The sequence below is a fragment of the Phycisphaeraceae bacterium genome, from assembly GCA_015709595.1.
GTDB lineage: Bacteria > Planctomycetota > Phycisphaerae > Phycisphaerales > SM1A02 > CAADGA01.
On the sequence record CP054178.1, the window covers coordinates 652716 to 678122 of the forward strand.

Below are 25407 nucleotides of genomic sequence, written 5' to 3' on the forward strand. Positions count from 1 at the left end.
CACATGTTTTGTCGCACCTGCAAGCCGCACGAGGCGCAATCGGCGCGATCACCCGCCTCCCGCGTTGAACTCGTTGTTCATCTTGGTGAGCACCTCGCCCGTGATGTCCAGCGCCGGGTTGGTGTAGAGCAGGCGACGGGCGGAAATCTGCTGCTGCACCGACTGCTCGGTGCCGCGCACCAGCGGCTTGATGGAGTCGTTGAGCATGACGATGTCGTAGCCGTGCTGCTGGGCATAGGCCGCCAATGATCGCTTGACGCTGTTGTAGACCTTCTCCAGCACCAGGGCCTTCTCACGGTCGATGCGGCGGAGCTGGAACTCCTTCCACGCCTGGTACTCGATGGTGGCGTTGACGAGCGCCTCCTCGATCTGCGTCAGCCGGGGCGAGTCCTTGGGCGTCAGGTCGAACTCCTCCTGCATCTGCTTGAGCTTGTTGAAGCGGCTCTCGTTCTCCACGTCCATCTGCTTGCCGACGTTCTGAAGCCGGCCCTGTTCGGCGCTCAGCTCCCGAAGATTCTCGAAGATCTTCTCCAGATCCACCGTGGCCACGGCGACCGGCTTGGGGGCGACGTTGCGCACGGCGGAAGCCCCGTAGCCCAGGAACAGCGTCGCGGACAGCGCGGCGGCGAGGATCAGGGCGTTGGTGAGGCGGCTCGACTTCTTCATGTCAGAGGTTCCTTGACGGATCGGTGTCGCGCCGCGAACCCCGCGGACGCTTCCGGAAAGACCATCGCCATGCCGGACGATTCCACCCGCCGGTCGGCGACCGCTCATTGTACGGGTTCCGGGCGATCCGGTCGCCCACTGGTCACGCCGCAGCATCGGTCCCTGATGCAATGACAACGCGGAAGGGTCTGGGCCCTTCCGCGCTGCGTGCGATCATGGTTGTCAGACGAAAGCCGATTCAGGCCCGGAAGCAGCCCAGCAGCTTCTTCCGCATGGGCAGGGCGCCCGCCAGCCCGGCCAGCGCCAGGAACACCGGCGCGGGCAAGGGAACGATGGGCGGCTCATCGAACAGGGCGAAGGCCATGTTGTCACGGGTGACCGTGTTGAAGGACTGCCACCCGAATCCGAAGTTGGCGAAGACCTGATTGTTGGCCGCCGCCGCGTTCTCCCACACGAAGCCCCACGGACCCGTCGGGCTGTTCAGGTTCGCCGACACGGAGATGCCATACATCGTGTTGGCGTCGAGGGCGACTGCGTTGGTGAACGTCACGGAATACCGCCAGACGTTGCCATCCGCCTGGATCGACACGTCGCCGATGGCGAAGGTTTCGTCGAGCAACGAGTCGCCGGGCGTGCTGCCGGCCCCGTTGAGCTTGAAGATCTCGATGTTGAACGACAGGATGTTCTGCGTGGCGTGCCGGTTGCCGAAACTGAACGAGTCGTGCTCGTCGTCGCTCCAGCCCCAGAAGGTCATGGCGGCGACGGAAGTCGCGCTGGCCAGCGAGAAATCATCGCCGATGCGCTGCTTACTGGTGCCGCCCAGGTGAAGCCCGTTGAGCGACGAGTAGTATCCGATCCCCTGCCCGCCGCTGGTGCCTCCGGGCTGCGAGAACACCGTTCCCGCCGAGGCCGACGCGCCGACCGCCGCGGCCGCGACCAGCGCGGCCCCCAACCGAACGAATGACATGGCTCTTTCTCCTCTTCCGTTTGTTCCGGGGTCGCCCCCGACTCTCCCATGGGCGGTGCGCCACCGCCCCGCTCCACGAATAGCACGGGTTTGGGCGGATCAAACGGAGAAAGACGCAAAACGCGCAAGAATCGCCATTCCGGACTCAGTTGATCGAGTTCCCGGACCGTCGATTGGATCGCCTTCCGCCACGCACCTTCCCAACTTACCAATGACGCGCGATACGATGGCTGCAATGCGTTGTCGCCGATCGCGTCCATCCAGTCGCATGGCTCTTCACGGCTCGCGGGTCGTTGCTCTGGCGCTGCTGGGAACGATCCTGAGCGGCTGCGACCGCGGGGCTGACAATCGCGCCGGAACCCGCGACGGACCCGCACCCGGCGCGTCCGGGGCGAAGCCGTCTCCCTGGGTGGGCGATGGTTCGCGTGAAGCCCTGCTGCTGGTTGATCCCGAACAGGACGCCGCCCTGCGCGAGGCGCTCGACGCCGCCAGCCGCCAGGCGCGCGACACCGCCGCGGAAGCGCGTGAACTGTGGCGTCAGGCCCGACCGGATGAGCGGGAGCGCTGGCTCATCAAGTGGGCCGCGCCGGTGCTGGATGAACTGGGCCAGCCCACCGGCCGCGTGGAGCACGTGTGGGTGCGTCCGCTGGCGTGGTCACCCTTCCGCGTCGAGGGTGTTCTGGCCTCCATCCCGCGGGGCCGCATCGGTCACGAGGCGGGCGATCTCGTCGGCTTCCCCATCGAGGAGCTGAGCGACTGGGTCTTCAAGATCGAGGGCCGCATCGACGGTCCGCGCCGAGGCGGCTTCACGGTGGAGGTGCTGGAGAAGCACGTCGGCGCGCCGGGCGGGCTGAACCGCGGGAGTGGTGCATCGTCATCCGGCTCGAAGTGACTTGGATGACCGAACCGACGCGGCGCCCGCCGCAGCCCCGACTGCATGGCTTCAGAGAACCCCCGGCTCAAGCCCCGGGCTACACTGAGTTGGAACGACCGCCGCGTGGGGTTCTCTTGGCCCGTGCGGCGAACCAGTCACCCAAAACCGATCACCGACGATCGACCACCCCCACCCCGACCCGATCACGAGCCATAACCCCATGTCCGCCACCGCTTCACCCGCCTCCAAGCCGTCCGCCTCCGCCGACACCCGCGGCCTCGCCGGCCAGACCGTGGGCGACACCCAGATCTGCGCCGTCACGCAGACGGAACTGATCTACCGCGGTTACGAGATCGCCGACCTGGCCGCCAACGCCACGTTCGAGGAAGTCGCCTTCCTGCTGCTCGTGGGCCACAAACCCAGCGCGGCGGATCTGAAGGCCTTCAACGCGGAACTCATCGCCGAGCGCGCCGTGGACCAGGGCGTGCTGGACGTGGTCGGCCGCATCGCCAAAAACCCGAACGTTCACCCCATGGCCATCCTGCGTACGGGCGTGTCGCTGCTCTCCCACGTCGATCCGGAAGTCGAGGACAACAGCCCCGAGGCGGAACTCCGCAAGGCCAAGCGACTGCTGGCCAAGATTCCCACCATCATCGGGTACGGGCAGATGTCGCGCGATGGCAAGACCCCGGTGAAGCCCGACCCGTCACTCAATCACGCCGCCAACCTGCTCTGGTGCATGACGGGCGTGAAGCCCGCCGAACTGGACGCCAAGGTGATGGACGTGTCGCTCATCCTCTACGCCGAGCACGACTTCAACGCCAGCACCTTCGCCTGCCGCGTCATCGCCAGCACCGAGAGCGACATGCACGGCGCGGTGTGCGGCGGCATCAGCGCCCTCAAGGGTCCGCTGCACGGCGGGGCCAACGAGATGGCCATGGAGATGCTCAAGGAGATCGACGGCTGGATCAGCGCGGGCAAGGGAAGCGTGCGCGACTTCATGCACCACGCCTTCGCCACCAAGCGCAAACTCATGGGCTTCGGCCACCGCGTCTACAAGAACGGCGACCACCGCGCCGGCATCCTGCGCGGCTGGGGGCTGAAACTCACCGAGAAGAAGCCCCACTGCCAGAAGTGGTTCGACATCGGCGACGAGGTGCAGGCGATCATGCTCAAGGAGAAGAACATCCACCCCAACGTGGATTTCCCCTGCGGCATGACGTACTTCACCATGGGCATCCCCGTGCCGCAGTACACGCCGATCTTCGTGGCCAGCCGCATCACCGGCTGGTGCGCCCACATCATGGAGCAGCACGCCAACAACCGCATCATCCGCCCGCTGGCCAACTACACGGGGCCGGGACTGATGAAGTGGAAGGGGTAAGCCGGTCCCGCAGTGGAAATCTCTCCCCGTTCAAAACCCTCTCCCCCCCTGGGAGAGGGGCAGGGTGAGGGCGGCTTCGGGTCGCGCGAGCGCGGCAATGAAAACCCCCTCGCGGGGAGGGGGTGAGTTCGGTTGAGTTGTGATGGTCGGCGTCAGCGCTGCCGTTCTGCGAGGAGTTCGGCGACGAGGGGTTCGGCCTTCCCCATACAGAACTGAAACCCATCACTATCATCGTGGAGCCACAGCATCCTAATTCCGGACACTGTCCGGCGCGTCAGGACGGTAATCAATGGAGGCCTCAACAGGCATCCCGTACAACTCCGGGTGCTGGTACTTTCCCTTTTCTGCTCCGATCTTCATTTCTTCAACTGGGCGCGGATATGCACGTACAAACGGATCATTGCGCAATCCGGTTACCGTCCAGGACACCCGACCATTGCTGGGGCCGCCTGCGATCCTAAATGTGTTCCCACGCACCTCGTCTGACACATGCAGTTCCGGAGCCGGTGCACCGATCGCGGTCAGTTGGTAGTGAAAGTCTCGATTCACAGCTTCAAAATAGCGTGGCAGCGCGACGACGGCACATCCCTCACCATCGAGTGTCACAGTTCCTCGATACAGATTGATGACATCTGGAGATTCCACCGCCGAGTGACGCAAATACATATTCGCCGGGTCAAGTGGATGATCGATTCGAAAATCCTTTGTACCACTCGCTGCAAAGTTGCCCGTTGAGTACACCCCGAAACCTGAACTGAGGCTTTGAGTGCGCCCACGCACACCATAGCCCACACCACTGCTGGCTGTATGATTCCCGTCCACACCACGACCCTGTGACGAGTACCCACTGACTCCAAATGAGTTGGCGCCACTTTGGAAATTCACGCCGACAACAGCCGTTCCGCCTGAAAGCTGCGTTTCCGCACTAATCGCGAACGGATGGGTTTCCGTCCAGACGGTTAGCCGCGAATTCTCCGGAGTCTCGCGACCGATTACAGTGCGCTGCAACTCGCCTGTAGTAATCCACACATCACCTGCATTCGCATTTACAATATCAGCTCCATTCGCAACCCAGAATGACCCGCCTCCACCAGTTAGATCATCCTGCGGAATCCAGCCGCTCTGCGCCGCGCTCCACTTCAGCACCTTGCCATCCGTCGCGTCTTGCTGGGCCAAGCGGAACTGCGAGCCGTTCACCAACTGCAGTGCCTGACCTGCCGTATAGGCAGTGCTGATCGTCGTGTTATCGGGGAACACGATTCCGCCACTGAGTAACTTGATCTGACCATTCACGGTCAATGGATGGGTCGGGAACTGGACCCCAATGCCGACGCGGAAGGAAGATGAAGTGCCGTAGTAAATGTCGTCGGGGTTTCCGCCCCCACTCGCCCGCCAAAACCCCGATTGCGCCGCTGTGGATTGAAGAGTTCCGTCAGGAAAGCGGAACCCGCCGGTCGTGGATTGGATGACACCCTTGACGCTGAGTTTCTCGGCGGGGGTGGTCTCCCCGATACCCACGTTCCTGCCGAAGTAAACGAGTCCAGTCGGCGCGTAGATCGCGTAGTCAGATGTGCCGGTCTGCTGGACCAGCAGAGCATATCGCTTGGCGCCGCTATTGCGGACATGGAGTTGGCTGTTCGCATTCGGCGTACTCAGCCCAACGCCGACTCGATCAAGGGTCCATATCCTGCCGCTTGCGAAGTTCCACCCCGGCGCATCCGGCTCACTCATCTCCCCCTCACCGCCCGATCCGCCGCCCCCGACACCGCCGCCAGTTCCGCCGCCGAAGCCGCCGCCTGGCAGTCCGGGGTTGTTGGGCTGTGCGGGGCGTCCGGCGCCCGAACCGCCGCCTCCTGTTGAACCGCCCGAACCCGCGCCGTCCTCTCGGTTGTCACCTTCGCCTTCGCCCAGGTCGCGCTCCATCTCATCGAGCGCGTCGCGGTCCACCTTCATGGCCTGGCGCGTGCCGGCCGCCCCCACCTCACCCGCGCCAAGCGACCAACCCGCCGAGGGAATGAACCGCCGCGGCGAGAGCACCGTGCCGTTGACCGACACTTCCATCCACGCGCCATCCGCCACCAGCGACGGGTCGGCGACGGCGAAGTCCAGCCCCACGATCACCTCGCCGTTCACCACGTCCCACTGCTCGGCGACGACAGCCGAGCCGATCTGCTCAATGCCCGTCGGCGTGCCGTACAGCCGGAACTCCAGGTCGGCCTTGCCGGAGAAAGGCACGCCCTTCCACGACAGGTCGCCCCGGTAGATCAGCACCTGATCGGTCATCACCGGGGAATCCGAGCGCGAAGCCAGTCCTTCCCCAGACGCGAGGGGAGCCGCATGGCGAGCCGGCGGGTCGGCGGCTTGAGCGAAGGGGGACAGGGCCAGTGCTCCGCCCGGCTGCAACAACATTCCGCAAGACGCCACGATGATAAGATTTGCGCGCTTCATTCGATTCTCTCCACTTCCCCAGAGTTCGTGATGCAACGGTCACACCCCACGAGGGGCGCGGCGGGCCGGGGTATGGGGCCGATGCGCCAGACGCCTCTGTCTGGCGAGCCGGCCCTTGCGGCCCTTCCCCGAATATGCGACAATGCGAAGGCCATCCCGACAGGCCTTTTTGAGGAATTTGACGCACTGAATATGAATGGCCGACCGGCGGCAGACGGGATGGGCGAAGGCGAATCGGCTGTACCGCCGCGGCAGTCAGGGGGTCGAGCGTGTCGGGGGAAGTGACGCAGATGCTGTCCGATGCCTGCCGCGGCGACCGCGAGGCGGTCGAGCGCCTGCTGCCGCTCGTCTACGAGGAGTTGCATCGACTGGCCGAGGGGGCCATGCGCCGCGAGCGGCCCGACCACACCCTGCAGCCCACCGCGCTGGCCAACGATGCGTTTCTGAAACTGGTGGGCCAGGAACGCTCCGACTGGAAGTGCCGCGCCCAGTTCTTCGCGGTGGCGGCCACGGTGATGCGCCGCATCCTCGTCGATCACGCCAGGAGCCACGGGCGGCTGAAGCGGGGCGGCGCGTGCGGCACCGTTTCACTGTCGAGCGATCACGATGGACCCGCCATCAGCCCGGCGGCGGACATCCTCGACCTGGATGAAGCGCTGAAAAAACTGTCGGAAATCGACCCCCAGAAGTCGCGTATCGTGGAGATGCGCCACTTCGCGGGCATGACCAACCGCGAGATCGCGGAAGTACTCGGCGTCGTGGAACGCACGGTGGAGCGGGGGTGGCAGTTCGCCCGCTCCTGGCTTCTCGCCTGGCTGAAGGCGGGGGAGACAAGGGGATGAACCGATGGAGGGCGCGACTCAATCCGATCGCTGGGAACGGGTGCAGGAGTTGTTCCACGCCGCCTGTGAGCGCGCGCCGCGCGATCGGGGCGAGTATCTCGATGGGGCCTGCGGCTCGGACCCGGCGCTGCGCGCCGAGGTGGAGGCGCTGCTCGCCACGCACGACTCGACCTCCGACGGGTTGCTGGATGCGCCGCTCGTGGATGTCGCCGTCAAGAGTCGCCTGGCATCGGGGCCGCCGACGCTCGTCGGCCGCCGCATCGGCCACTACCTCGTCCGCTCCGTCATCGCCTCGGGCGGCATGGGCACCGTGTACTCCGCCGAGCAGGACAGCCCCCGCCGCACCGTGGCGCTGAAGGTGATGCGGCAGTCGGCCCTGAGCCGCTCCGCCCTGCGGCGGTTCCGCGACGAGGCGGAGATCCTCGCGCGGCTGCGCCATCCCAACATCGCGCAGGTGTATGAGGCGGGCGTGCATGATGACGGCGCGGGCGGGCTGCCCTACTTCGTCATGGAGTTCATCCCAGACGCCCGCACCTTGACGGAGTACGCCCGGACCGCCGAGTTGAACACGCGGGCGCGGCTGGACCTGTTCGCCAGAGTGTGCGATGCGGTGCATCACGGGCACCAGAAGGGCATCATCCACCGCGACCTCAAGCCGGGCAACATCCTCGTGGATGGAGAGGGCGCCCCCAAGGTGATCGACTTCGGCGTGGCTCGGTCCACTGACGCCGACGTCACCGTGACCACGCAGCGCACCGACATGGGGCAGTTGATCGGCACCATGCAGTACATGAGCCCGGAGCAGTGCGACGGCGACGCCCGCGAGATCGACACGCGCAGCGACGTGTACGCCCTGGGCGTGGTGCTGTACGAACTGCTGTCAGAGCGGCTGCCCTACAACGCGGGCAGCACGACCATCGTTCAGGCGGTGATGACCATTCGCGAGACGACGCCGCCCCCCCTTTCGACGCTGCGGCGCGAGTTCCGGGGCGACATCGAGACCATCGTGTCGAGAGCGATGGCGAAGGACCGGGCCAAGCGATACCAGTCGGCGGCGGAACTGGCGGCGGACATCCGTCGTCACCTGCGGGGCGAGCCGATCGAGGCCCGCCGCCCGGGTCGCTGGGCTCGGGCGGTCCGCTGGGTGGCCCGCCGGCCGCTGCGCTCGGCGGCGGCGCTGGCGATGGTGATCGTGGGGTCGAGCGTGGGGCTGTCGTACGGAACGGTGTGGTGGTTGAACGGGAGGGCCGCACTGGTCGTTGCTGTGCCGTCACAGCAAGTCATTCGAGTTGTCAGCGTGACGGGCAAAGTGATTCACCAGCTCGACATTCACTCGCCATATGGCCGCATGGACTGGAACACCGGCACGATTCGTTCATCAGAGAGCGGCGGCAGAGGCAATCTGGCGTTCGTTTGCGGCGATGAGGGTTTCGCAGCGGTGGAGCACGACGAGTCGTTGCTGATCTACGACCTTCATGGTTCGTGGACGAATCCGAGTGCGGCCCGTCAGGTCCGGGATGACGAGATTCCCAAGTTCCCGTTCCCCAATCAACGGCCAATGGATGAGGTGAAGGGAAGCAATTTCACGCTTCGATGCGCCATGGCGGTCGATGTCTTTCCGGACGAAGAGAACCCCGGCACGGAGATTCTCGCCGTTCACCTGGAGGGCAAGGAAGGCGTAGTTGTACTTCGGCTGTACGACCTCGACCTGAATGTGCTCTGGGAAGCATGGCACTGGGGCCACATCAACCACGGCGTGGTGTGGGACGCGGAGCGACGCTGCCTCTATCTTGCCGGCCTCAACGTCGAGTGTTTCTCGATCGAGCGCGGCGTCAGCGGCTTGGTCCGACATCCGCCCGTCGTCTTCGCGATCGAACCCAAATTGGGTGAGCCGATGGGGCAATGGATTCGGACACCAGACATCCATGGAACGATCTTGCCGCGGTGGTATCGAACCATCGGACCCGTCGAACTCTGGAGCCAGATCGAGGACATTCGAGTTATTGAGCGGAATCGAGATGATCCAAGCGCGATTGCGGCGCGTGTCCTCTTGGACCTCGATAACCACATTCAAGGAAAACTTGTTCGACTCGGGTCATTGAGTCTGGCGTTGGGCGCCCAAGGCGCCAAGGTCGATGCGACCATCGCGAACAACCAGTATATCGAGTCGCAGCAGCGTCTTGCCGCTCCGAGTTCCGAGGTCTTTGAGCTGGTTGATCTGCCGCCTATCCAGAAGTGGAACGATGACCGTCCGGGACCGAAGTACCCATCGGCACCGCCCTACTCACCCGATCGTTGGGAGTGACAGCGTAGGTATCTCGCGCGTCAACAGACAATGAGGACAATCGGCCAATATGCGGCAACAAAGAGCGGGTGAAGGGACTTGAACCCTCGACATTCACGTTGGCAACGTGACGCTCTACCACTGAGCTACACCCGCCTGAACACCCCGGCGGGATGGCCGGGGTGGGGAGTATAGCACCGGGCCAACAGGCGGCAAGATGGGTTCTCGTCGTTGTCGATGCCCGGTTCTCGGTTGCCGGTTGTCCCCTCTGGCGTCGCACTGATTGGATGAGATCGCACGAATGGCGCCCGACCGCGACATGACCCGCCGACGCCCCCGTAACGACGCCGTGAGAATCGGGTTACCGGGCGTCCGAGGCGATCGAACGGGAAACCGCCGATCGGATGGCGTCGGCGAGCACGGTCGCATCGGGCACGCCCCCCGGGTACAGCCGGCACATCATGGTCGGCTCGATGGGCGCGGGCATCCCGAAGAGGTCGTTCCCGTTCACCAGCACGGTGGGCGTGGGCCAGCCGCGCCGCAGGTCGGACTCGGGCAGCGTCTCCTGGTCGGTGTCCGCGAAGGTCCAGCCCTCGCCGATGGACTCGAGGGCGGCCCGAAGTCGTTCACGCATGATGGGCGTGTTGGGGCAGTCCTGGAAGCCGAGGAGTTCGATCGTGGGCTGAGCAACGGTCATGGCGGATGAACGCCCGGTGGACGCCCGGGGCGACGCGGCACATCCGGCGATCGCCAGCAGCGTCAGGAAGGCCGCCGCAAATCCACCCACTCCCGGTCGAGCAGGATCAAGCACGGGATAACGGGAATTCCATGTCATCATGTCCGCCTCCGGCGACTATGAATGCTGCCCGACGAGGATGCAGTACCCATCGGGGTCGGCGACGCGGAGTTCACCACCCGGCATGTAATCCGGGTGCGTGATGGTGAAGACGACGCATCGCCCGTTGTTCGGCCCCCGGGCGCCGCAGAATGGGCCTCCATCGTGCAACCCCTGCGCCAGCAGGCGGGTCCGAAGCCCCGCCACGTCAGCACTGTACATGTAGAAAAGCACCGCCTGCTGCTCGGGAACAGGATCGGGCGACGCCTGGGCGAACATGATCTCGGCGGGACCATTGCCGTCAGGCGCCTTGCCGGTCGCGGCGGACGCCCAGAAGGCCCTCCCCCTGTCGTCCCGCATGACATGGCGAGGCGCGAAACCGAGCAGGCCGTAGAAACGCAACGACGCCTCGACATCGTGGACGTGGACAAAGGGCACCAGGCGATGGACGCGGGCATCGGAGAAGGGTGCGGACATGCCCGAATCATATGGATCACGCGAATACCGCACGACCTGATCCAGGTGAACCCTTCTCACGGCGGATGGCTGACAGCCGAGAACCACCTTACCGCAGAAACACGAACTCCTTCACGTTGAACAGCGCGTGACACAGGTCGGCCCAGGATCGTTCGCGGGCGGAGACCAGCTGCCTGTCATCCCGACCCTGATGCTCCTGAACCTGCCGGGCGAGAAAGCCCAGCGCGGCGTCCTTCTCCGGAATCGTGGGCGATCGTCCGAAGGCCTCGCGGTAGGCCCGCTCGATGAGGGCTTCATCGGTTCCCAACGACGCATCCGCCAGCAGACGCCTCGCCCACGCGCCCGCCTGCTCGACGACGAAGGGGTCGTTCATCAGGATCAGCGCCTGTGCCGGCACGTTGGAGACGTTGCGCCGGCCGACCGTGGAGTGCGGCACCGGGGTGTCGAACGTGAGCATGAAGGGCGAAAGGAAGTTGCGGCGGACCTCCTGGTAGATGCTCCGCCGCCCCGCGCCGTCCAGCGGACCGCTGCGACCGGGACGGCCGCGCCCGTCCATGAAGGGCGTCAGGTGAATCGGCACGGGCGGGCCGAACATGGTCGCGTCGAGGCGGCCCGAGACCGCCAGCATGGCGTCGCGGATCGCCTCGCCTTGCAGTCGCCGCAGGTTGGCGCGGTGGTAGAGCGCGTTGGTGGGGTCGGCTTGCTCCGCGGCCGAGTCCGTCGGGTCGGTCGCCATGCGATAAGTACTTGTGAGCACGAGTCGGCGGATCAGGCCCTTGATGCTCCAGCGGTTCTCCGTGGCGAACCAGTGGGCGAGGTGGTCGAGCAGCTCGGGGTGCGTGGGCGGCTGGCCCAGCCCGCCGAAGTCATCGGGGGTGGGCACAAGCCCCGCGCCGAACAGGTGCAGCCACACGCGGTTGACCGCCACGCGCGAAGGCAGCGGGTTCGATGAATCGAGCAGGCGATTCGCCAGTTCGAGGCGTCCGCTGCCGCTCTGGATGCGCGGCTGATCGTCGCCTGCGAGCGCGGTCAGGAACCGGCGCGGCGCGATCTCGCCCAGCGTGCGGTGGCTGCCGCGGATGAAGATGTATTCGTCGGTCGAGGTGAGGTCCGTCACCGCCAGCACGCGCATGGGGGCGGGGATGTCGCGGCCCGCTTCCACGAAGCGCTGATGGGCTTCGAGCAGCACGCGTCGGGCATCGGTCCAACCCGGTCGGTCCTCGGGTCTGCGAGGGTCGAACGCCAGCGCCGGAGGCGGAAGCATGGCGGCGTTGAGCAGGTCCAGATCGAAGAGGAGGTTGAAAACGGCGTGATCGTGGCCATCCCCACGGCTGGACAAGGCGCTGCGGACCGCGGTCGCCAGGTGTTCGTGCATCACCCTGGCGAGATCCTCGAGCGACGCGGCGGGCGTATCGCGCATGGGCCGCGGCGCCAAGTTCCACGGCGGGGCGTCGTCATCGGAGAACCAGACCTCATCCACCGCGATCCATCCGGGGCCGTCGTCGATGATCTCGATGTGCGCCTGCCGCCCAAGGTAGTTGCCTGTGAACACGCGGTGATGATGCCACTGGTCATCGTCGGGCGTGTTGATGTCGGCGGTCATGCCTTCAAAGAGCAGGGCGTTGAACTCATCGAGAAAGTACCCCTCGACAATGACGCGGACGCGGGCGCCCTGACCGCGCAACCGGAAATGAATGTTGCGATGCGAAATCGTGAAGACGCCCGATCGAAGCGTCCCCTGCAGACCGCGGGCCAGCGCCCCCGAGTCGGGGACGTTCCTGGGCGCGAGGCGGAGGCGTCCCGCAACAGGTTGCAGTTGATCGCCACGGAGCGGCCCCACGCCGAACGCCCAGCCGGTCGAGCTCCAGCGGAAGAACGGCAGGGACTTGAAATCGTCGAACAGGTGGGCCTGCTCGCGCCGCGCCTGCGCCTCGGCCTCGCTTCGCCGCCAATGGTCGGCCCGCTCTCGCATGGCCCGATCGATGGACGCGGCGTCGCCACCCTCGGGGCGCATGGCGATGGAGGTCCATGCGTTCAGCGGATGCCGCGCCTCTGACGCCGCCGGGCTGCGCACCACGTCCACCCACCGCCCCAGCAGAGCGGCATCGACCTCGAACTCCGCCGCCACGGCTTCCACGGGCCGGCGCAGCGGCGGCAGCGCCTGTGGTGAATCGGAGAACACGATGTGGTCGACGCCGATCTGCCCCCAGCCGCCCGACTCACGATCCACCACCTGAATCCGCGCCGCCTTCCCCGCCAGGTCGCGCACCTCCCACGTCTCGCGGTGGAAACGGTTGCTGTTGCGCCCCGTCGCGGTGCGCACGACCTTGCCATCGACCAGCAGGTTGATGCACGTCTTGCCCGCGTGGTTTCCGCCGTCGATCAGGAAGTGGATGAACGGCTTCTCGATGATGAACTCGCGGCTGGTGAGGGTGCCGTGGTGCACGTCCGCCTGGCGCACATCCTCGCCGTTGCGGGTGTTGTGGGTGTTGACGAAGAATCGGCCCTGCGCGCCCACGTCGCCCTGGTACCTGGCGAGCGTGTCCTGCGTCCACGGACCGGGGCCGAACGCAGTACCTTCGACCTCCCACCCTTCATATGTACCGTGTTCGAAGTCCTCGAACACGATGTCCGTCGCGGGGATCGGTGGATCGGTCGGCTTCGGTTCGCCGGAGAGCACTTCGCGCGAAGCGAGGAGCAGGCGATCAATCGGCGTCTCGCGGACGCGATCCGGCGTGGGAAGCGCATCGCGCAGAACTCGGTGAGATGCGTCGGCGGCCCAGAGGACGCCGAACATCGCCTGCCCGATCCTCCCCCCGGGGTCGAGGTACGCTTCCTGCCGGTGCGTCGAACGCATGAACCCCGCCAGCGCGTAGTAGTCGCGCGTGGGGATCGGGTCGAACTTGTGATCGTGGCAGCGGGCGCACGACACTGTCAGCCCGAGGAACGACTTGCTCAGCACATCAATCTGGTTGTCGATCCGCTCGGCGGTGTCCAGCCGAACATCCACCGGGCCGTGCGTGCCCTGCGAGAGATACCACCATCCCGTGCCGATGATGGACTCGTTGGAGCCCTCGGTCGGGTGCGTGCGAGGCGGATTCATCAGGTCGCCCGCCAGATGCTCGCGGACGAACTGGTCATAGGGCACGTCGGCGTTGAGGGCGCGGATCACGTAGTCCCGGTACTGCCAGGCATGGCGGATGGGATAGTCGAACTCGTGGCCGTGCGTCTCGGCGTAGCGCATCAGGTCCAGCCAGTGCCGCGCCCAGCGCTCGCCGAAGCGCGGCGAAGCGAGCAGCCGATCGACCACGCGCTCGTACGCATCGGGCGAGGCGTCGTTGACGAACGCTTCAACTTCCTCCACCGTGGGCGGCAGCCCTGTCAGGTCAAAGGTGATGCGGCGGATGAGCGTGCGCTTGTCCGCCTCGTCGCCGGGGACGAGTTTCGCATCCTCCAGCGCTCGCAGGATGAACCGATCGACAGGATCGCGGGGCCAATGCTGGTTGCGCACAGCCGGGGCGGGATGATTGATGATCGGCTCGAACGACCAGTGCCGCGCGTACGTCGCGCCCTGCTCGATCCAGCGGCGCAGCAGGTCCACCTCGCGCGGGGTCAGCGCATCGCGTCCTTCGGGCGGCATGCGCAGACCAGGGTCGCGCTCGGTGACGCGGCGGATCAGTTCACTGGCCTGCGGCTCACCGGGAACGATCACCGGTGGACGATCGCCGCGCGGGCTGACCGCGCCGTCGCGCTCATCCAGCCGCAGGTCGGCCTTGCGGGAACTGGGGTCCGGTCCGTGGCACAGGGCGCAATGCTGCGTCAGGATCGGGCGGATGTCGCGGTTGAAATCCACCAGCGCGGGCGTGGGCGGGTTGGTGTGGACGGCGTCGTCGGGTTTGGCGGGGGAGTCCGGGGGGTCGGGGGAGGCGGGCAGGAGCGCAGGAGAAAGGGAGGACAGAATGGGAGGTTCCGCCGATCCAGCGGGACTCCGAGTTCCGCCCGTCGCAGGGACCAGCGTGATCGTCGCCACGCCGCACGCGCCGATCAGCGCCGCGAGCGCGATGCATCGCGCGATCCCGCCGCCGCGTAGTTCATGCCGCCGTCGATCCATGCCTTCAATATACCGATTGGTCGTTCGATTCCGAGCGGTTGATGCTGGCATTCCCGCCGCATTTCGACGACGATGCTGCCCCCTTTTCCATGGAGGGACTCCGTTCCATGACCATGCCTCGACTGCTCGCCACCCTGCTTCTTGTGGTTTCGCAAGGTTTCCTCGGCTTCACGCACACCGGCGTCGTCCACCCTCCGCAGGAGCACCTGAAGGATGGCGAACCCTTCCGCGTGCTGGTGTTCTCCAGGACCGCCGGTTTTCGACACGATTCGATTCCCGACGGCGTGCAGGCCATCCGGCAGCTCGGCGAGCAGCATGGCTTCCACGTTGAACACACGGAGGATTCGTCGCACTTCACCGACGAGAACCTGAAGAACTACGCGGTCGTCGTCTTTCTCAGCACCACCGGCGACGTGTTGAACGACGAGCAGGAGCGGGCCTTCGAGCGGTTCATTCAGCAGGGACACGGCTACGTGGGCATTCACGCCGCCGCCGACACCGAGTATGACTGGCCGTGGTACGGGCAGCTGGTGGGCGCGTACTTCAAGGGTCACCCGGCGATTCAGCCCGCCACGATCCAGGTCGCCGACCCGGCGCATCCTTCCACGCGCGGACTCGATCGATTCTGGAAACGGACGGACGAGTGGTACACCTACCGCGCCAACCCGCGCGGCAGCGTCCACGTGCTGATGACGCTGGACGAGCGCACCTACCAGGGCGGCGGCATGGGCGCGGATCACCCCATTGCATGGTGTCACGAGTTCGACGGAGGCCGCGCCTGGTATACCGGGCTGGGCCACACCCGGGAATCCTACCGCGAGCGGGAGTTTCTCGATCACATCCTTGGCGGCATCCGCTGGGCGGCGGGCGTCGAGCCGGGCGACGCGGGCGGCTCCATCCCATCCCACTTCGAGAAAGTCGTCCTCGACGCCAATACCACCGACCCGATGGAACTGGCCGTGGCCAGCGACGGACGCGTGGTCTTCGTCGAGCGAGGCGGCGTGATCAAGGTGTGGGATCCCGCGCTCAAGGGTACGGTGCAGGCGGGGTACATCCCCGTCTCCACGTCGCTGGAAGACGGCCTGCTGGGCGTCACGCTCGATCCGTCGTTCGATGAAACGGGGTGGATCTACGTGTACTACTCCCCCGCCGGGGATGAACCGGTGCAGCACCTGTCGCGCCTGACGCTGACGCGCGAGAACACCATCGTCCCGGACAGCGAGCGGATTCTGCTGAAGGTGCCCACCCAGCGCGAGGAGTGCTGCCACAGCGGCGGGTCGCTGGCCTTCGGGCCGGACGGCACGCTTTACATTTCCACCGGCGACAACACCAACCCCTTTGCGTCCGACGGCTACGCCCCCATCGACACCCGCGACGGGCGCCACCCGTGGGACGCGCAGAAGTCGTCGGCCAACGCCAACGACCTGCGCGGCAAGATTCTGCGCATCCGCCCGCTTCCGGACGGCACGTACGAGATACCCGACGGCAACCTCTTTCCCAAGGACGGCTCGCAGGGGCGGCCCGAAATCTACGTGATGGGCTGCCGCAACCCGTTCCGCATTTCGATCGACCCTCGAACGGGCTTCCTGTACTGGGGTGATGTCGGCCCCGACGCCAGCGCCCCGCGCGCCCAGCGCGGTCCGGCGGGGCACGACGAATGGAACCAGGCCCGCGGGCCGGGCAACTTCGGCTGGCCGCACTTCGTGGGTCCGAACCTGGCGTATCACCAGTACGACTTCGCCACCAACGCGGTCGGCGAACCATTCGACCCGGCGCGGCCTGTCAACACCAGCCCGTTCAACACCGGACCGCAGGAACTGCCCCCGGCGGTTCCTGCATGGATCTGGTACACCTACGGCGAATCGGCCGAGTGGCCGGAACTGGGCGCGGGCGGGCGCTGCGCCATGGCGGGGCCGGTCTACCACTACAACCCGGATCGTGCCACCGAGGCGTCGCTCCCCGCCTCCTTCGACAACACGCTGTTCATCTATGAGTGGGCGCGCAACTGGATCATGGCGGTGCATCTGGATGACTCCGGAAACATCGTCAAGATGAACCGCTTCATGCCGGACACGCCCTTCATCCGTCCGCATGAACTGGAACTGGGGCCGGACGGCTGCCTCTACCTGATCGAGTGGGGCACCGGCTTCGGCGGCGGCAACGATGACGCGGTCATCTCCCGGCTCGAATACTGCCCCGGCGGACTGCGACCGCCCAGAGTCGAGGCGAGAGCCCTGCCCGCATCGGGTCAGACGCCGCTGACCGTGGCTTTCACGAGCAAGGGAAGCGCCGCACGGAACGAGGAATCGATCCTCCACTTCGCATGGGACTTCGATGGTGACGGAACGATCGACGCCACGTCGCCGAATCCAATGCACACGTACCAGACCGCGGGGAACTACCACGCGCGGCTGAAGGTGACCGACGCGTACGGACGAAGCGCCATCACCAACATCCCCGTGTCCGTCGGCAACACCGCGCCGCGAGTCGACATCGTCTGGCCGCCCAATGGGGGTGTCTTCACGTTCGGCGACGAGATCGAGTACGAGATTCAGGTCTCGGACCGCGAGGATCAGGCCATCGACACCTCGCGCCTCGTGGTGCAACCCGCCCTCGGGCATGACACGCACGCCCATCCCTTCGAGCAGCACCGTGCGACCACGGGCCGCTTTCAGACGCTCCTCGACGACGGCCACGGCGGAGACGCCGACCTCTTCCAGGTGCTCAGCGCGGCGTACACGGACGGCGGGGCGCCGGGCGTCAAGCCCATCACGTCGCGCGACACCGTGATCCTGCAGCCCCGCCGCAAGCAGGCCCAGTTCGCCGGCGCGCTGCATGGGGCGACAAAAGACACCTCCACCGACGCTCAGGGCGGCGGACAGGTCGTCGTCTTCAACGCGCCCGGCGCGGCGGCGGTGTACGAGCCGGTCAACTTCCACCGCGTCAACGCCATGAACCTGCGCGTGGCGGCCACGGGCGGCGGAGGCACGCTGGAGCTCCGTCTCGGTACGCGCGATGGCATGATGATCGCCGCCACCACCATCGCCTCGCAGGACATGATGCGGCTGACCAGGGGGCCGCACCCCATTCGCATCGAGCACTTCGAGAACGAAGGCGGCGCGGGGCTGATCCTGCGCATCGCGGGCGAGAACATGCCCAAGCAGGTCGTGCCCGAGGACATGTTCACCCACGATGAAACCCGGCAGCCGGGATTGCGCGTGGACTACTACGCGCTCGAGGCGGTCAGCGCGCTGCCGGACTTCACCCGGCTCAGACCCTACAGGAGCGAGATCGCGCCGTACGTGGATTTCCCCTCCACGGACGGTGAGTTCGCCGGGTCGGGCCTGAGCAACCGCGTCGGATCGGTGTTCACGGGCTTCATCAACATCCCCGCGGACGGGGCGTACCAGTTCTTCCTGGAATCCGACGACGGATCGCGCCTGACCATCAACGGCGAAACCATCATCACCAATGACGGCATCCACGCCATGGTCGAACGCTCCGGCGCGGAGAAGTGGATCGACGTGCGCGTGCCCATCGCCGACCCCGGCGGGTCGCATGCGCTATGGATCATCTTCCGTCCCGCGCGCGACGGTGCGGCGGTGAAACTCAACTGGATCGAGTTCGAGGGGGACGGCGTACGAGTGCGGTGATCGGGACGCGGAGCGTCGGGCATCGGGCACTGGGCCGTGAACAGTGGGGCGGGCGTCTCGCCTGCCGATCGTCCGCCGGGCCTCAGCGGCCGGATGGACGACGCCAACAGGGAACACGGAAACGATGCCAGCCGGGCTCAATCCCGCCTGTTCCGCATTGACAAACCTCGAATCTCGGGCAGGATGGAAGGGCGGTCGGCCATGGCCTCGTCAAGGTCGCGGTATCGGCCTCACGAAGGGAGAGAGCATGAGCCGGACCACCGCGTTCGCCACGGTATCGCGCGCCCGACGCATCGCCGAGTTCTGCGAGCGGCACAACCTGCCGACCCGCGTTGGATTGGAGATCGCCGCCCAGCGGGCCGAGGCCGCGGCGGAGGCCAGGCAAGCGGGCGTGTCGCCCTTCTCACGGCGTGACTTCCTGCGCGCGGGCACGATCGTCGCCGCGGCCGCCGGGGCCTCGTGGATCAGCGCACCCGCACGGGCTCTGACGGCGGGCCATCCCCGGCGCGGACGGCCGCGCATCGCCATCATCGGCGGCGGACTGGCCGGGCTGGTCTGCGCCGACCGACTGCGCGCCAAGGGGCACGCCGCGACCATCTACGAGGCCGCCGATCGCCTCGGCGGACGCTGCTGGTCGCTGCGGGGCTTCTTTCCCGGCCAGACCGCTGAGCGCGGCGGCGAGTTCATCGACACCACGCACCAGACCATGCGCCAGTACGCCGTGGAGTTCGGACTGGCGCGCGAGGACGTCACGCGCAACCCCGGCGAAGTCTTCTACTTCTTCGGCGGACAGCGCCACGGCGAGGAAGCGGTCGTCGATGAGTACCGCGTGCTGGTGCGCCGCATGCGCCCCGACCTGCGGGCCAGCTCCGGCTCGCCGACTTTCTACTCGCACAACCAGGCGGACATCGTGCTCGACCACACCGACCTGGCCACGTATCTCGCCACGCGCGGGGCGGGGCTGCCGCTCATTCAGGCCGTGCTCGACGAAGCGTACGTGGCGGAGTACGGACTGGAGACGCACGAGCAGTCGTGCCTGAACATGCTGCTGTTTCTGCATCTGGACCGTCGCCGCCGCTTTGCGCCGTTCGGCGTGTTCAGCGATGAACGGTTCCACCTCGTCGATGGCAACGACGCCATCGTGCAGAACATCGCGGCCCGACTGCCGGGGCCGATTGAGACGGGTATGCGCCTGGTCGGCCTGCGGCGCAACGCGCTGGGCGAGTTCGAGATGACCTTCGACGGGGTCGGTCAGCCGCGCGTCGCCGACGCGGTGGTGCTCACCATTCCCTTCACCGTGCTCCGCGAGGTGGACCTGCATCCGTCGCTGGGGCTTTCGGCGGAGAAACTCCACGCCATCAACACGCTGGGGTACGGCACGAACGCCAAGACCATGATCGGCTTCACCGCCCGTCCGTGGCGCGACGCAGGGAGCAACGGATCGGCCTACAGCGACCTGCCGGACGTGCAGACGTTCTGGGAGACGAACGCCAGCCGCGCAGCGGCTGGCCGGGCGGTGCTGACCGACTACGCGGGCGGCGACCGCGGGCGCGACCTGCTCTCGCGCTCCGTGCAGCACCAGGTGTCGGACTCGCTGATCGATCTGGACGTGGTCTTCCCCGGCGCGCAGGCGGCGGCCCGCGTCGAGTCCGGACAGTACGTGGCTCACCGTGAGCACTGGCCGAGCAACCCGCTGGCGCGGGGCGGCTACACCTGCTACACCCCCGGCCAGTTCACAGGGCTGGCGGGATTGGAAGGTGAGCAGGCCGGGCCGCTCAAGTTCGCGGGCGAGCACGCGGATTCGTTCTACGACTGGCAGGGCTTCATGGAAGGCGCGTGCCTGTCGGGAGCGCGGGCGGCGGGAGAGATCCTGGCGGACATCCGCGCACGGCGGTTGTAAACACGCGGACCGTGGAGCAGCAGGCGTCCCGCCTGCCAGAACAAGCAGTGGAGCAGGCGTCCCGCCTGCCGATCATCCGACCGGCCCCCTTGGCCGGCCGGTCAATGCCAACTCCGGCGCCAGCGCTCATCTGGGGCCATCGTCATTTCACCGCACGCCCGCGTCTCCCAGCCCGTTCCACAGTCCGTTGTCCTTCACGCCGTCACGGTTGGAATCATCCATGTCCTTGAGCGTCATGGTCCGCGCGTGTCCGCCGATGAAGAGCACCCCCACATGGCCGTTGGCGCGTTCGGCGGGGAACGACCGCCAGATATAGGTATTCGCGTCACCGTTCGGCTCGTCCGTGCCCCCAGGGTAATACGCGCCGGTGGCGCTGCCCCGCGCCGAGCCCAGCGGCGGATCGATCACGTACACCCCCTCGCTTCCGGCCCCGGGCCGGTTCGTGGCGACGCCGCCCCGCGACCCGGCGGTGTCGGCAAGGACGATGGTGCGTTCGGCGTCCTTGATCTGCCCAACCGCGTTGGCATGGAACGTCGGGATGAAACGCGAGTTGCCCAGGTACTGGTAGTTGTATCCGTAGCCGCCGAAGCGCTTCACGTCATCGGTGCCGGCGGTGTGGGCGAACACCTTGCCGAAGGTCTTCATTCCGTTCTCATCGAGGAATGGGCTGATGAAGACCTGGGTGTCGTTGGTGTACTTGTAGAGGTGATCGGGCCAGCGCGTGCGCGGATTGGCGTAGGCGGGGTGGTTGGGGTCGGACGACGAGGAATGCATGGGGAAGAAGCCGTCGTGCTGGTTCTGGTACGCGACGAGCGCCATGCCGATCTGCCTCAGGTTGCTGAGGTTGGCGGCGCTCATCGACGCGACGCGCGCGGTCCCAAGGACGGGCAGCAACAGGCCCATCAGCAGCGCAACGATGCCGATGACCACGATCAGCTCGATGAGCGTGAAACCGCGAGCCGCGGGACAAGCGGAAGGGCCGGAAAAACTGGCTGGAATGCAGGTGCCGGGGCGAACGAAGTCAGTCGAGCGGCTGAGCACGGCGGTCTCTCCTCGTCGTGTGAGAAAGGTCATTATTGAGAATGAGTCTCAGTTGCGACTATGGTACCGAATACGTCGAGGTCGTCAAGGGGTTGAGCGCCGAGCGCCCAAGGCCCTGCGCCGAGCGTCTGATCTGTCGGTCATTGACTGCCTCCACATCCCCCACCGCTTCCGGCTAGCATCGCTCGCCCACGCGCGGCGATTCGCGCCATGTTCTCACCCCACCGCTTCGTGCTCTGACCCGCAAGGAGTCAACCCATGCCCACCGTCACGCCCGCCTACGCCGCCCGGTCCGCCACGTCGCCGCTCGCGCCGTTCTCGATCACGCGGCGCGATCCCGGCCCGCGGGATGTGCAGATGGACATCCTCTACTGCGGCGTCTGCCACAGCGACCTGCACATCGCCCGCGACGAATGGAAGATGACGATCTACCCCGTGGTGCCGGGGCACGAGATCATCGGCCGCGTGACGCGCGTGGGCGGCGAGGTGAAGGGCTTCAAGCCGGGCGATACGGTGGGCGTGGGGTGCCTCGTCGATTCCTGCCGCACCTGCCCCAGTTGCCGCGACGGACTGGAGAACTACTGCGAAGGCGAGATGATCCTGACCTACAACTCGCCCGACAAGCACGGCGCGGGCCCGGTGACGTACGGCGGATACTCGACGGGCATCACGGTGGACGAGCGATTCGTACTGCGCGTGTCGAGCAAGTTGGACCCGGCGGGCGCCGCCCCGCTCCTCTGCGCGGGCATCACCACGTATTCTCCCTTGCGGCACTGGAAGGTGGGCAAGGGCAAGCGCGTGGGCATCGTGGGGCTGGGCGGGCTGGGCCACATGGGCGTCAAGTTCGCCCATGCGATGGGCGCGCAGGTGGCGCTCTTCACCACCTCGCCCGGCAAGGCGGCGGACGCGAAGCGGCTGGGCGCGCACGAAGTCATCATCTCGCGCGACGCGGACGCGATGGCCAAGCAGCAGGGTTCGTTCGACTTCATCCTCAACACCGTCGCCGCCCCGCACGACCTCAACCCGTTCGTGAACGCGCTCAAGCGCGACGGCACCATGTGCCTGGTGGGCGCGCCGGATCACCCGCATCCGCCCATCGAGGTGATGCCGCTCATCTTCAAGCGGCGCCGCGTGGTCGGCTCGCTCATCGGCGGGCTGAAGGAAACGCAGGAGATGCTCGATTTCTGCGCCCAGCACGGCATCGTCTCGGACATCGAGACCATCCCCATGCAGCAGATCAACACGGCCTACGAGCGCATGCTCAAGAGCGACGTGAAGTACCGCTTCGTGATCGATATGGCGTCGCTGCGGGCGTGAGGGCCGCGTTCTTTCCGCGCGCCGCTGTGGCAAAACCCATGCCATTGTTGTGTCATTTCTTGATGCTTTTTTTTCTACACACAACGATCGGTTGAGCGATTAGCATGACGGCACTGGCCAACCCGACACAGACACAGAGACAGAGAAAGGAGTCCTTCATGATTCGGTTCCTGACAACTGCAATCCTTTCATTCGTCGCCGTCTGTGGATTCGTCCTGGTGACAGCGCCAAACCGCGCAGCCGTTTCACAGCTCGTGATGATCGGAGGCAACGATCCGCAGGGCATTGGTGGCAACTGTACCGGCACAGTTGTGAGGAACTGCAACTACCCGGGTGATGACGGTGAATGCCCGCACGATGCATCCTACTGCGTCCTGACGTCACCCAGCAACAAGGAGTGTCGGCAGATCTTGACGCTGCATCCGTGCATGAATTTTGAAGGGTGCGCCGTGCGCAAGGAAGTCGATTGCTTCGCTCCATGAAGTGCGTCATGGCGAGATTCACGCTCCAGTTCGCGGCGTGTGTCCTCTTGGCACACGCTGGTACCATTCGTGTTGCCGCCCAAGATCGACAGATCGACGCGACGCCGGGGGTTGTGCCGACAGTCCACGAGATCATCAACCTGCTGGATCGAGGGCGCGGATGGACGAACGCATTCTCAATGAGAATGCACTTTGATCTGATCTCGGATGCTCGCACCGGGCTGATCGCCGTGCTTGTGTCGGTGCCATGGCCCGCCGGAGCGTATGCCCTTCCGCTGCAAACACCGGGCGACCGCGCTGATTCATTGCGTGAGGCATCGGAGAGATTGAGCCGGATTCACGTCGAGAACCATCTGGCGATCAGCTCGTACCTGCGTGACTCCGCGCGAATACCTGACGACGAACTGCGACGAATCGAGGCGCAGTCCGCAAGGTGGCTGGCCCAGCTGCGCCGCGAGATCAATGCCGGGGGCGGCATCCTCCCGGCGCGTGAAGGGACCGTCGAGCCCAGTGCGGTCGCCGTCGAAGTCAGCCGGATGAGCACCGCCGCCGAGATGCAGGTGTTCGCGTCGTTGCTGTCCCTGCGATCCGGCAACTCAGCCCGTGCTGGCGACGGGTTGCTCACCGCATCAAAACTCATGCGCGGCCTCGGCCAGACTCAGTCCGCCTACGCGTCCGGCGGCGCCCAGGGCGTCGCACGGTTGATCGCCGGCGCGCTGAAGGAGCCGGCGATGATCGCCGGCTGCCCTCCGGGGCAACTGGTCCTCCTGAAGGAGCGATTCGGCGCTCTTCCTGCGGTTGACCCCTTCGGACGGCTGGATGCATTCCGTTCCGAGGGTCGCGAGTGGATGGAATGGGCGTCGGCCTGTCGCGCTGATCCTGAGGGGGCGGAGCTCCTCGACCGCTTCGGCGAATTCGTGCAACCGGCGTTGAAGGGAATGACCGCCCTGACCGATGGCGAGTTCGCGCTTGCCTCGCAAAGGGCCGAGGCGTTCTTCGATCGGGTCGGCGAGGCCGTCGCCGCCGAGTCCCCGCACGAGGCAAGGGCGATGCTGGAGCAGTTGCGCGACGAGGCGCGGACAGGAATGTGGGGTGAGTTCGCAGTATTGATGACAGATCCCCGTTCGTTCCCGGATCTGGCGGACATGCGCTTGCGTATCGATGAATCAGAGGCGCTCGTCAAAGGCGTCATCGAGTCACTCGACGAAGCGATCAAAGCGAATCCCGGCGAAAACGCCGCTGTTTTCTATCTTGAAGCCGCCGCGATCGCGACGGAAGCCGAGAATCAGGGGATGCCACTCAGCGTCTCGCGTGAGACGAACTACGCGAGAGATGTGCGGCGCCTCATGCAAGCGGGCTCAGAGTGTTCATGGTGCGACTTCAGTTCGGCGAAGGACGCCGCCGCCTCGATCGTGCCCGCGTATGCTCCCGGCCTCATGCTCTGCATTGAGTTCATCGCAGACTCGCTGGAGAAGTGCCCTGACGATCGTCCAGAAGAACGACAGGTGCTCGCGCTTCTCGCCGTGCGCGCCTCCCGCCATCTTGCGGATGACGCAACACTTGCCAGCGCCGCCTTGTCGGTGCGACTGCTCCAGATTGCGGTTCGTGGATTTGGATCGCTCGATCAGACAACATCCGGTGTCGAATTCGCGGCGGTGTTCCGCGAAGCACTGAATTCCGTCAATCGACTCGATCCATTCGGTTGGAATCGATCAGTGGAAGCACTGCGCATGGCGTTCAGAACTCAATGGGCTCGGCGCGCCAACGTATCGCCACTGATCGAGTGGACAACCATCGGCCGGTTCGCGCATCAGTCCGATCCGGTAATCGCCTGGTTGGGGTTGCTGGCCATCATGCTCGATGCGGACAAGGCAGCATCTCTGGAGAGATTGGCCGCACTCAACGTGGGCGAAGTCGAACTGGTCACGCTTCAAGAACTGCTCGAAGAGGCGGTCGCACTGATCGACCGCAATGATCAGGAAGCACTCTCGCAACTGACTTGGCCCGCGTTCGACCTGTTGTTTGCGAGTCGCAGCGTCCGGCACGAAACGTGGATGTCAGCAGACAAGATCAACAAACAAATGCTGGATGGTCAGTTGCTCCCTGAGTGACTCAACGAATCAGCG

At 65.8% G+C, this 25407-nt stretch carries 16 protein-coding genes and 1 tRNA gene; 9 read left to right on the top strand and 8 right to left on the bottom strand.

Going from position 1 to position 25407, the window contains the following annotated elements; all coding sequences use genetic code 11:
* Nucleotides 1-48 precede the first annotated feature (48 nt).
* The gene (locus tag HRU76_02860; protein ID QOJ16594.1) at nucleotides 49-666 is read right to left on the bottom strand and encodes an OmpH family outer membrane protein; all 618 of its coding nucleotides are present in this window, start codon (nucleotides 664-666) and stop codon (nucleotides 49-51) included.
* Between the two features lie 238 nt (nucleotides 667-904).
* Nucleotides 905-1633, bottom strand: a complete 729-nt coding sequence (locus HRU76_02865) for a hypothetical protein (GenBank protein ID QOJ16595.1) — start codon at nucleotides 1631-1633, stop codon at nucleotides 905-907.
* Between the two features lie 268 nt (nucleotides 1634-1901).
* Here HRU76_02865 and HRU76_02870 point away from each other — a divergent pair, with 268 nt between their 5' ends.
* Nucleotides 1902-2525 (top strand): DUF2314 domain-containing protein, encoded by a 624-nt coding sequence (locus HRU76_02870; protein QOJ16596.1) that lies wholly within the window; start codon nucleotides 1902-1904, stop codon nucleotides 2523-2525.
* Between the two features lie 202 nt (nucleotides 2526-2727).
* Complete coding sequence (locus tag HRU76_02875; protein ID QOJ16597.1) at nucleotides 2728-3891, top strand: citrate synthase; 1164 nt, start codon at nucleotides 2728-2730, stop codon at nucleotides 3889-3891.
* Between the two features lie 249 nt (nucleotides 3892-4140).
* Here the strand turns inward: HRU76_02875 and HRU76_02880 are convergent, their stop codons facing one another.
* The gene (locus tag HRU76_02880; GenBank protein QOJ16598.1) at nucleotides 4141-6339 is read right to left on the bottom strand and encodes a hypothetical protein; all 2199 of its coding nucleotides are present in this window, start codon (nucleotides 6337-6339) and stop codon (nucleotides 4141-4143) included.
* A 290-nt stretch (nucleotides 6340-6629) separates the two neighbouring features.
* On the opposite strand from HRU76_02880, the gene HRU76_02885 reads away from it, so the two are divergent.
* Both HRU76_02885 and HRU76_02890 read left to right on the top strand, forming a co-directional pair.
* Complete coding sequence (locus tag HRU76_02885) at nucleotides 6630-7181, top strand: sigma-70 family RNA polymerase sigma factor (GenBank protein ID QOJ19072.1); 552 nt, start codon at nucleotides 6630-6632, stop codon at nucleotides 7179-7181.
* Nucleotides 7182-7185: 4 nt separating this feature from the next.
* The gene (locus HRU76_02890; GenBank protein ID QOJ16599.1) at nucleotides 7186-9486 is read left to right on the top strand and encodes a serine/threonine protein kinase; all 2301 of its coding nucleotides are present in this window, start codon (nucleotides 7186-7188) and stop codon (nucleotides 9484-9486) included.
* A 63-nt stretch (nucleotides 9487-9549) separates the two neighbouring features.
* Here HRU76_02890 and HRU76_02895 read toward each other — a convergent pair.
* The 4 genes from HRU76_02895 to HRU76_02910 form a co-directional block, all read right to left on the bottom strand.
* A tRNA-Gly gene (locus HRU76_02895) sits at nucleotides 9550-9621 on the bottom strand.
* 205 nt (nucleotides 9622-9826) lie between these two features.
* The gene (locus HRU76_02900; protein QOJ16600.1) at nucleotides 9827-10303 is read right to left on the bottom strand and encodes a hypothetical protein; all 477 of its coding nucleotides are present in this window, start codon (nucleotides 10301-10303) and stop codon (nucleotides 9827-9829) included.
* Between the two features lie 15 nt (nucleotides 10304-10318).
* The gene (locus HRU76_02905; GenBank protein QOJ16601.1) at nucleotides 10319-10777 is read right to left on the bottom strand and encodes a hypothetical protein; all 459 of its coding nucleotides are present in this window, start codon (nucleotides 10775-10777) and stop codon (nucleotides 10319-10321) included.
* 88 nt (nucleotides 10778-10865) lie between these two features.
* On the bottom strand, nucleotides 10866-14888 hold the full coding sequence (locus HRU76_02910; protein QOJ16602.1) for a DUF1549 domain-containing protein: 4023 nt from the start codon (nucleotides 14886-14888) through the stop codon (nucleotides 10866-10868).
* Between the two features lie 107 nt (nucleotides 14889-14995).
* On the opposite strand from HRU76_02910, the gene HRU76_02915 reads away from it, so the two are divergent.
* Both HRU76_02915 and HRU76_02920 read left to right on the top strand, forming a co-directional pair.
* Entirely contained in the window at nucleotides 14996-18541 is a 3546-nt protein-coding gene (locus tag HRU76_02915; protein QOJ16603.1) for a ThuA domain-containing protein, read from the top strand.
* A gap of 247 nt (nucleotides 18542-18788) precedes the next feature.
* Complete coding sequence (locus HRU76_02920; GenBank protein QOJ16604.1) at nucleotides 18789-20441, top strand: FAD-dependent oxidoreductase; 1653 nt, start codon at nucleotides 18789-18791, stop codon at nucleotides 20439-20441.
* Nucleotides 20442-20588: 147 nt separating this feature from the next.
* On the opposite strand, the gene HRU76_02925 is transcribed toward HRU76_02920, so the two are convergent.
* Entirely contained in the window at nucleotides 20589-21515 is a 927-nt protein-coding gene (locus HRU76_02925; protein ID QOJ16605.1) for a type II secretion system protein, read from the bottom strand.
* 225 nt (nucleotides 21516-21740) lie between these two features.
* On the opposite strand from HRU76_02925, the gene HRU76_02930 reads away from it, so the two are divergent.
* The 3 genes from HRU76_02930 (at nucleotide 21741) to HRU76_02940 (ending at nucleotide 25392) form a co-directional block, all read left to right on the top strand.
* Nucleotides 21741-22799 (top strand): NAD(P)-dependent alcohol dehydrogenase, encoded by a 1059-nt coding sequence (locus HRU76_02930; protein ID QOJ16606.1) that lies wholly within the window; start codon nucleotides 21741-21743, stop codon nucleotides 22797-22799.
* Nucleotides 22800-22957: 158 nt separating this feature from the next.
* The gene (locus tag HRU76_02935; GenBank protein ID QOJ16607.1) at nucleotides 22958-23281 is read left to right on the top strand and encodes a hypothetical protein; all 324 of its coding nucleotides are present in this window, start codon (nucleotides 22958-22960) and stop codon (nucleotides 23279-23281) included.
* Nucleotides 23282-23289: 8 nt separating this feature from the next.
* The gene (locus HRU76_02940; GenBank protein QOJ16608.1) at nucleotides 23290-25392 is read left to right on the top strand and encodes a hypothetical protein; all 2103 of its coding nucleotides are present in this window, start codon (nucleotides 23290-23292) and stop codon (nucleotides 25390-25392) included.
* The last annotated feature ends 15 nt before the right edge of the window (nucleotides 25393-25407 follow it).

What these genes read in the sequence shown, in the direction of transcription:
- HRU76_02860 (QOJ16594.1), bottom strand. Translation starts at nt 666, where the DNA reads ATGAAGAAGTCGAGCCGCCTCACCAACGCCCTGATCCTCGCCGCCGCG.
- HRU76_02865 (QOJ16595.1), bottom strand. Translation starts at nt 1,633, where the DNA reads ATGTCATTCGTTCGGTTGGGGGCCGCGCTGGTCGCGGCCGCGGCGGTC.
- HRU76_02870 (QOJ16596.1), top strand. Translation starts at nt 1,902, where the DNA reads ATGGCTCTTCACGGCTCGCGGGTCGTTGCTCTGGCGCTGCTGGGAACG.
- HRU76_02875 (QOJ16597.1), top strand. Translation starts at nt 2,728, where the DNA reads ATGTCCGCCACCGCTTCACCCGCCTCCAAGCCGTCCGCCTCCGCCGAC.
- HRU76_02880 (QOJ16598.1), bottom strand. Translation starts at nt 6,339, where the DNA reads ATGAAGCGCGCAAATCTTATCATCGTGGCGTCTTGCGGAATGTTGTTG.
- HRU76_02885 (QOJ19072.1), top strand. Translation starts at nt 6,630, where the DNA reads ATGCTGTCCGATGCCTGCCGCGGCGACCGCGAGGCGGTCGAGCGCCTG.
- HRU76_02890 (QOJ16599.1), top strand. Translation starts at nt 7,186, where the DNA reads ATGGAGGGCGCGACTCAATCCGATCGCTGGGAACGGGTGCAGGAGTTG.
- HRU76_02900 (QOJ16600.1), bottom strand. Translation starts at nt 10,303, where the DNA reads ATGATGACATGGAATTCCCGTTATCCCGTGCTTGATCCTGCTCGACCG.
- HRU76_02905 (QOJ16601.1), bottom strand. Translation starts at nt 10,777, where the DNA reads ATGTCCGCACCCTTCTCCGATGCCCGCGTCCATCGCCTGGTGCCCTTT.
- HRU76_02910 (QOJ16602.1), bottom strand. Translation starts at nt 14,888, where the DNA reads ATGGATCGACGGCGGCATGAACTACGCGGCGGCGGGATCGCGCGATGC.
- HRU76_02915 (QOJ16603.1), top strand. Translation starts at nt 14,996, where the DNA reads ATGACCATGCCTCGACTGCTCGCCACCCTGCTTCTTGTGGTTTCGCAA.
- HRU76_02920 (QOJ16604.1), top strand. Translation starts at nt 18,789, where the DNA reads ATGAGCCGGACCACCGCGTTCGCCACGGTATCGCGCGCCCGACGCATC.
- HRU76_02925 (QOJ16605.1), bottom strand. Translation starts at nt 21,515, where the DNA reads ATGACCTTTCTCACACGACGAGGAGAGACCGCCGTGCTCAGCCGCTCG.
- HRU76_02930 (QOJ16606.1), top strand. Translation starts at nt 21,741, where the DNA reads ATGCCCACCGTCACGCCCGCCTACGCCGCCCGGTCCGCCACGTCGCCG.
- HRU76_02935 (QOJ16607.1), top strand. Translation starts at nt 22,958, where the DNA reads ATGATTCGGTTCCTGACAACTGCAATCCTTTCATTCGTCGCCGTCTGT.
- HRU76_02940 (QOJ16608.1), top strand. Translation starts at nt 23,290, where the DNA reads ATGGCGAGATTCACGCTCCAGTTCGCGGCGTGTGTCCTCTTGGCACAC.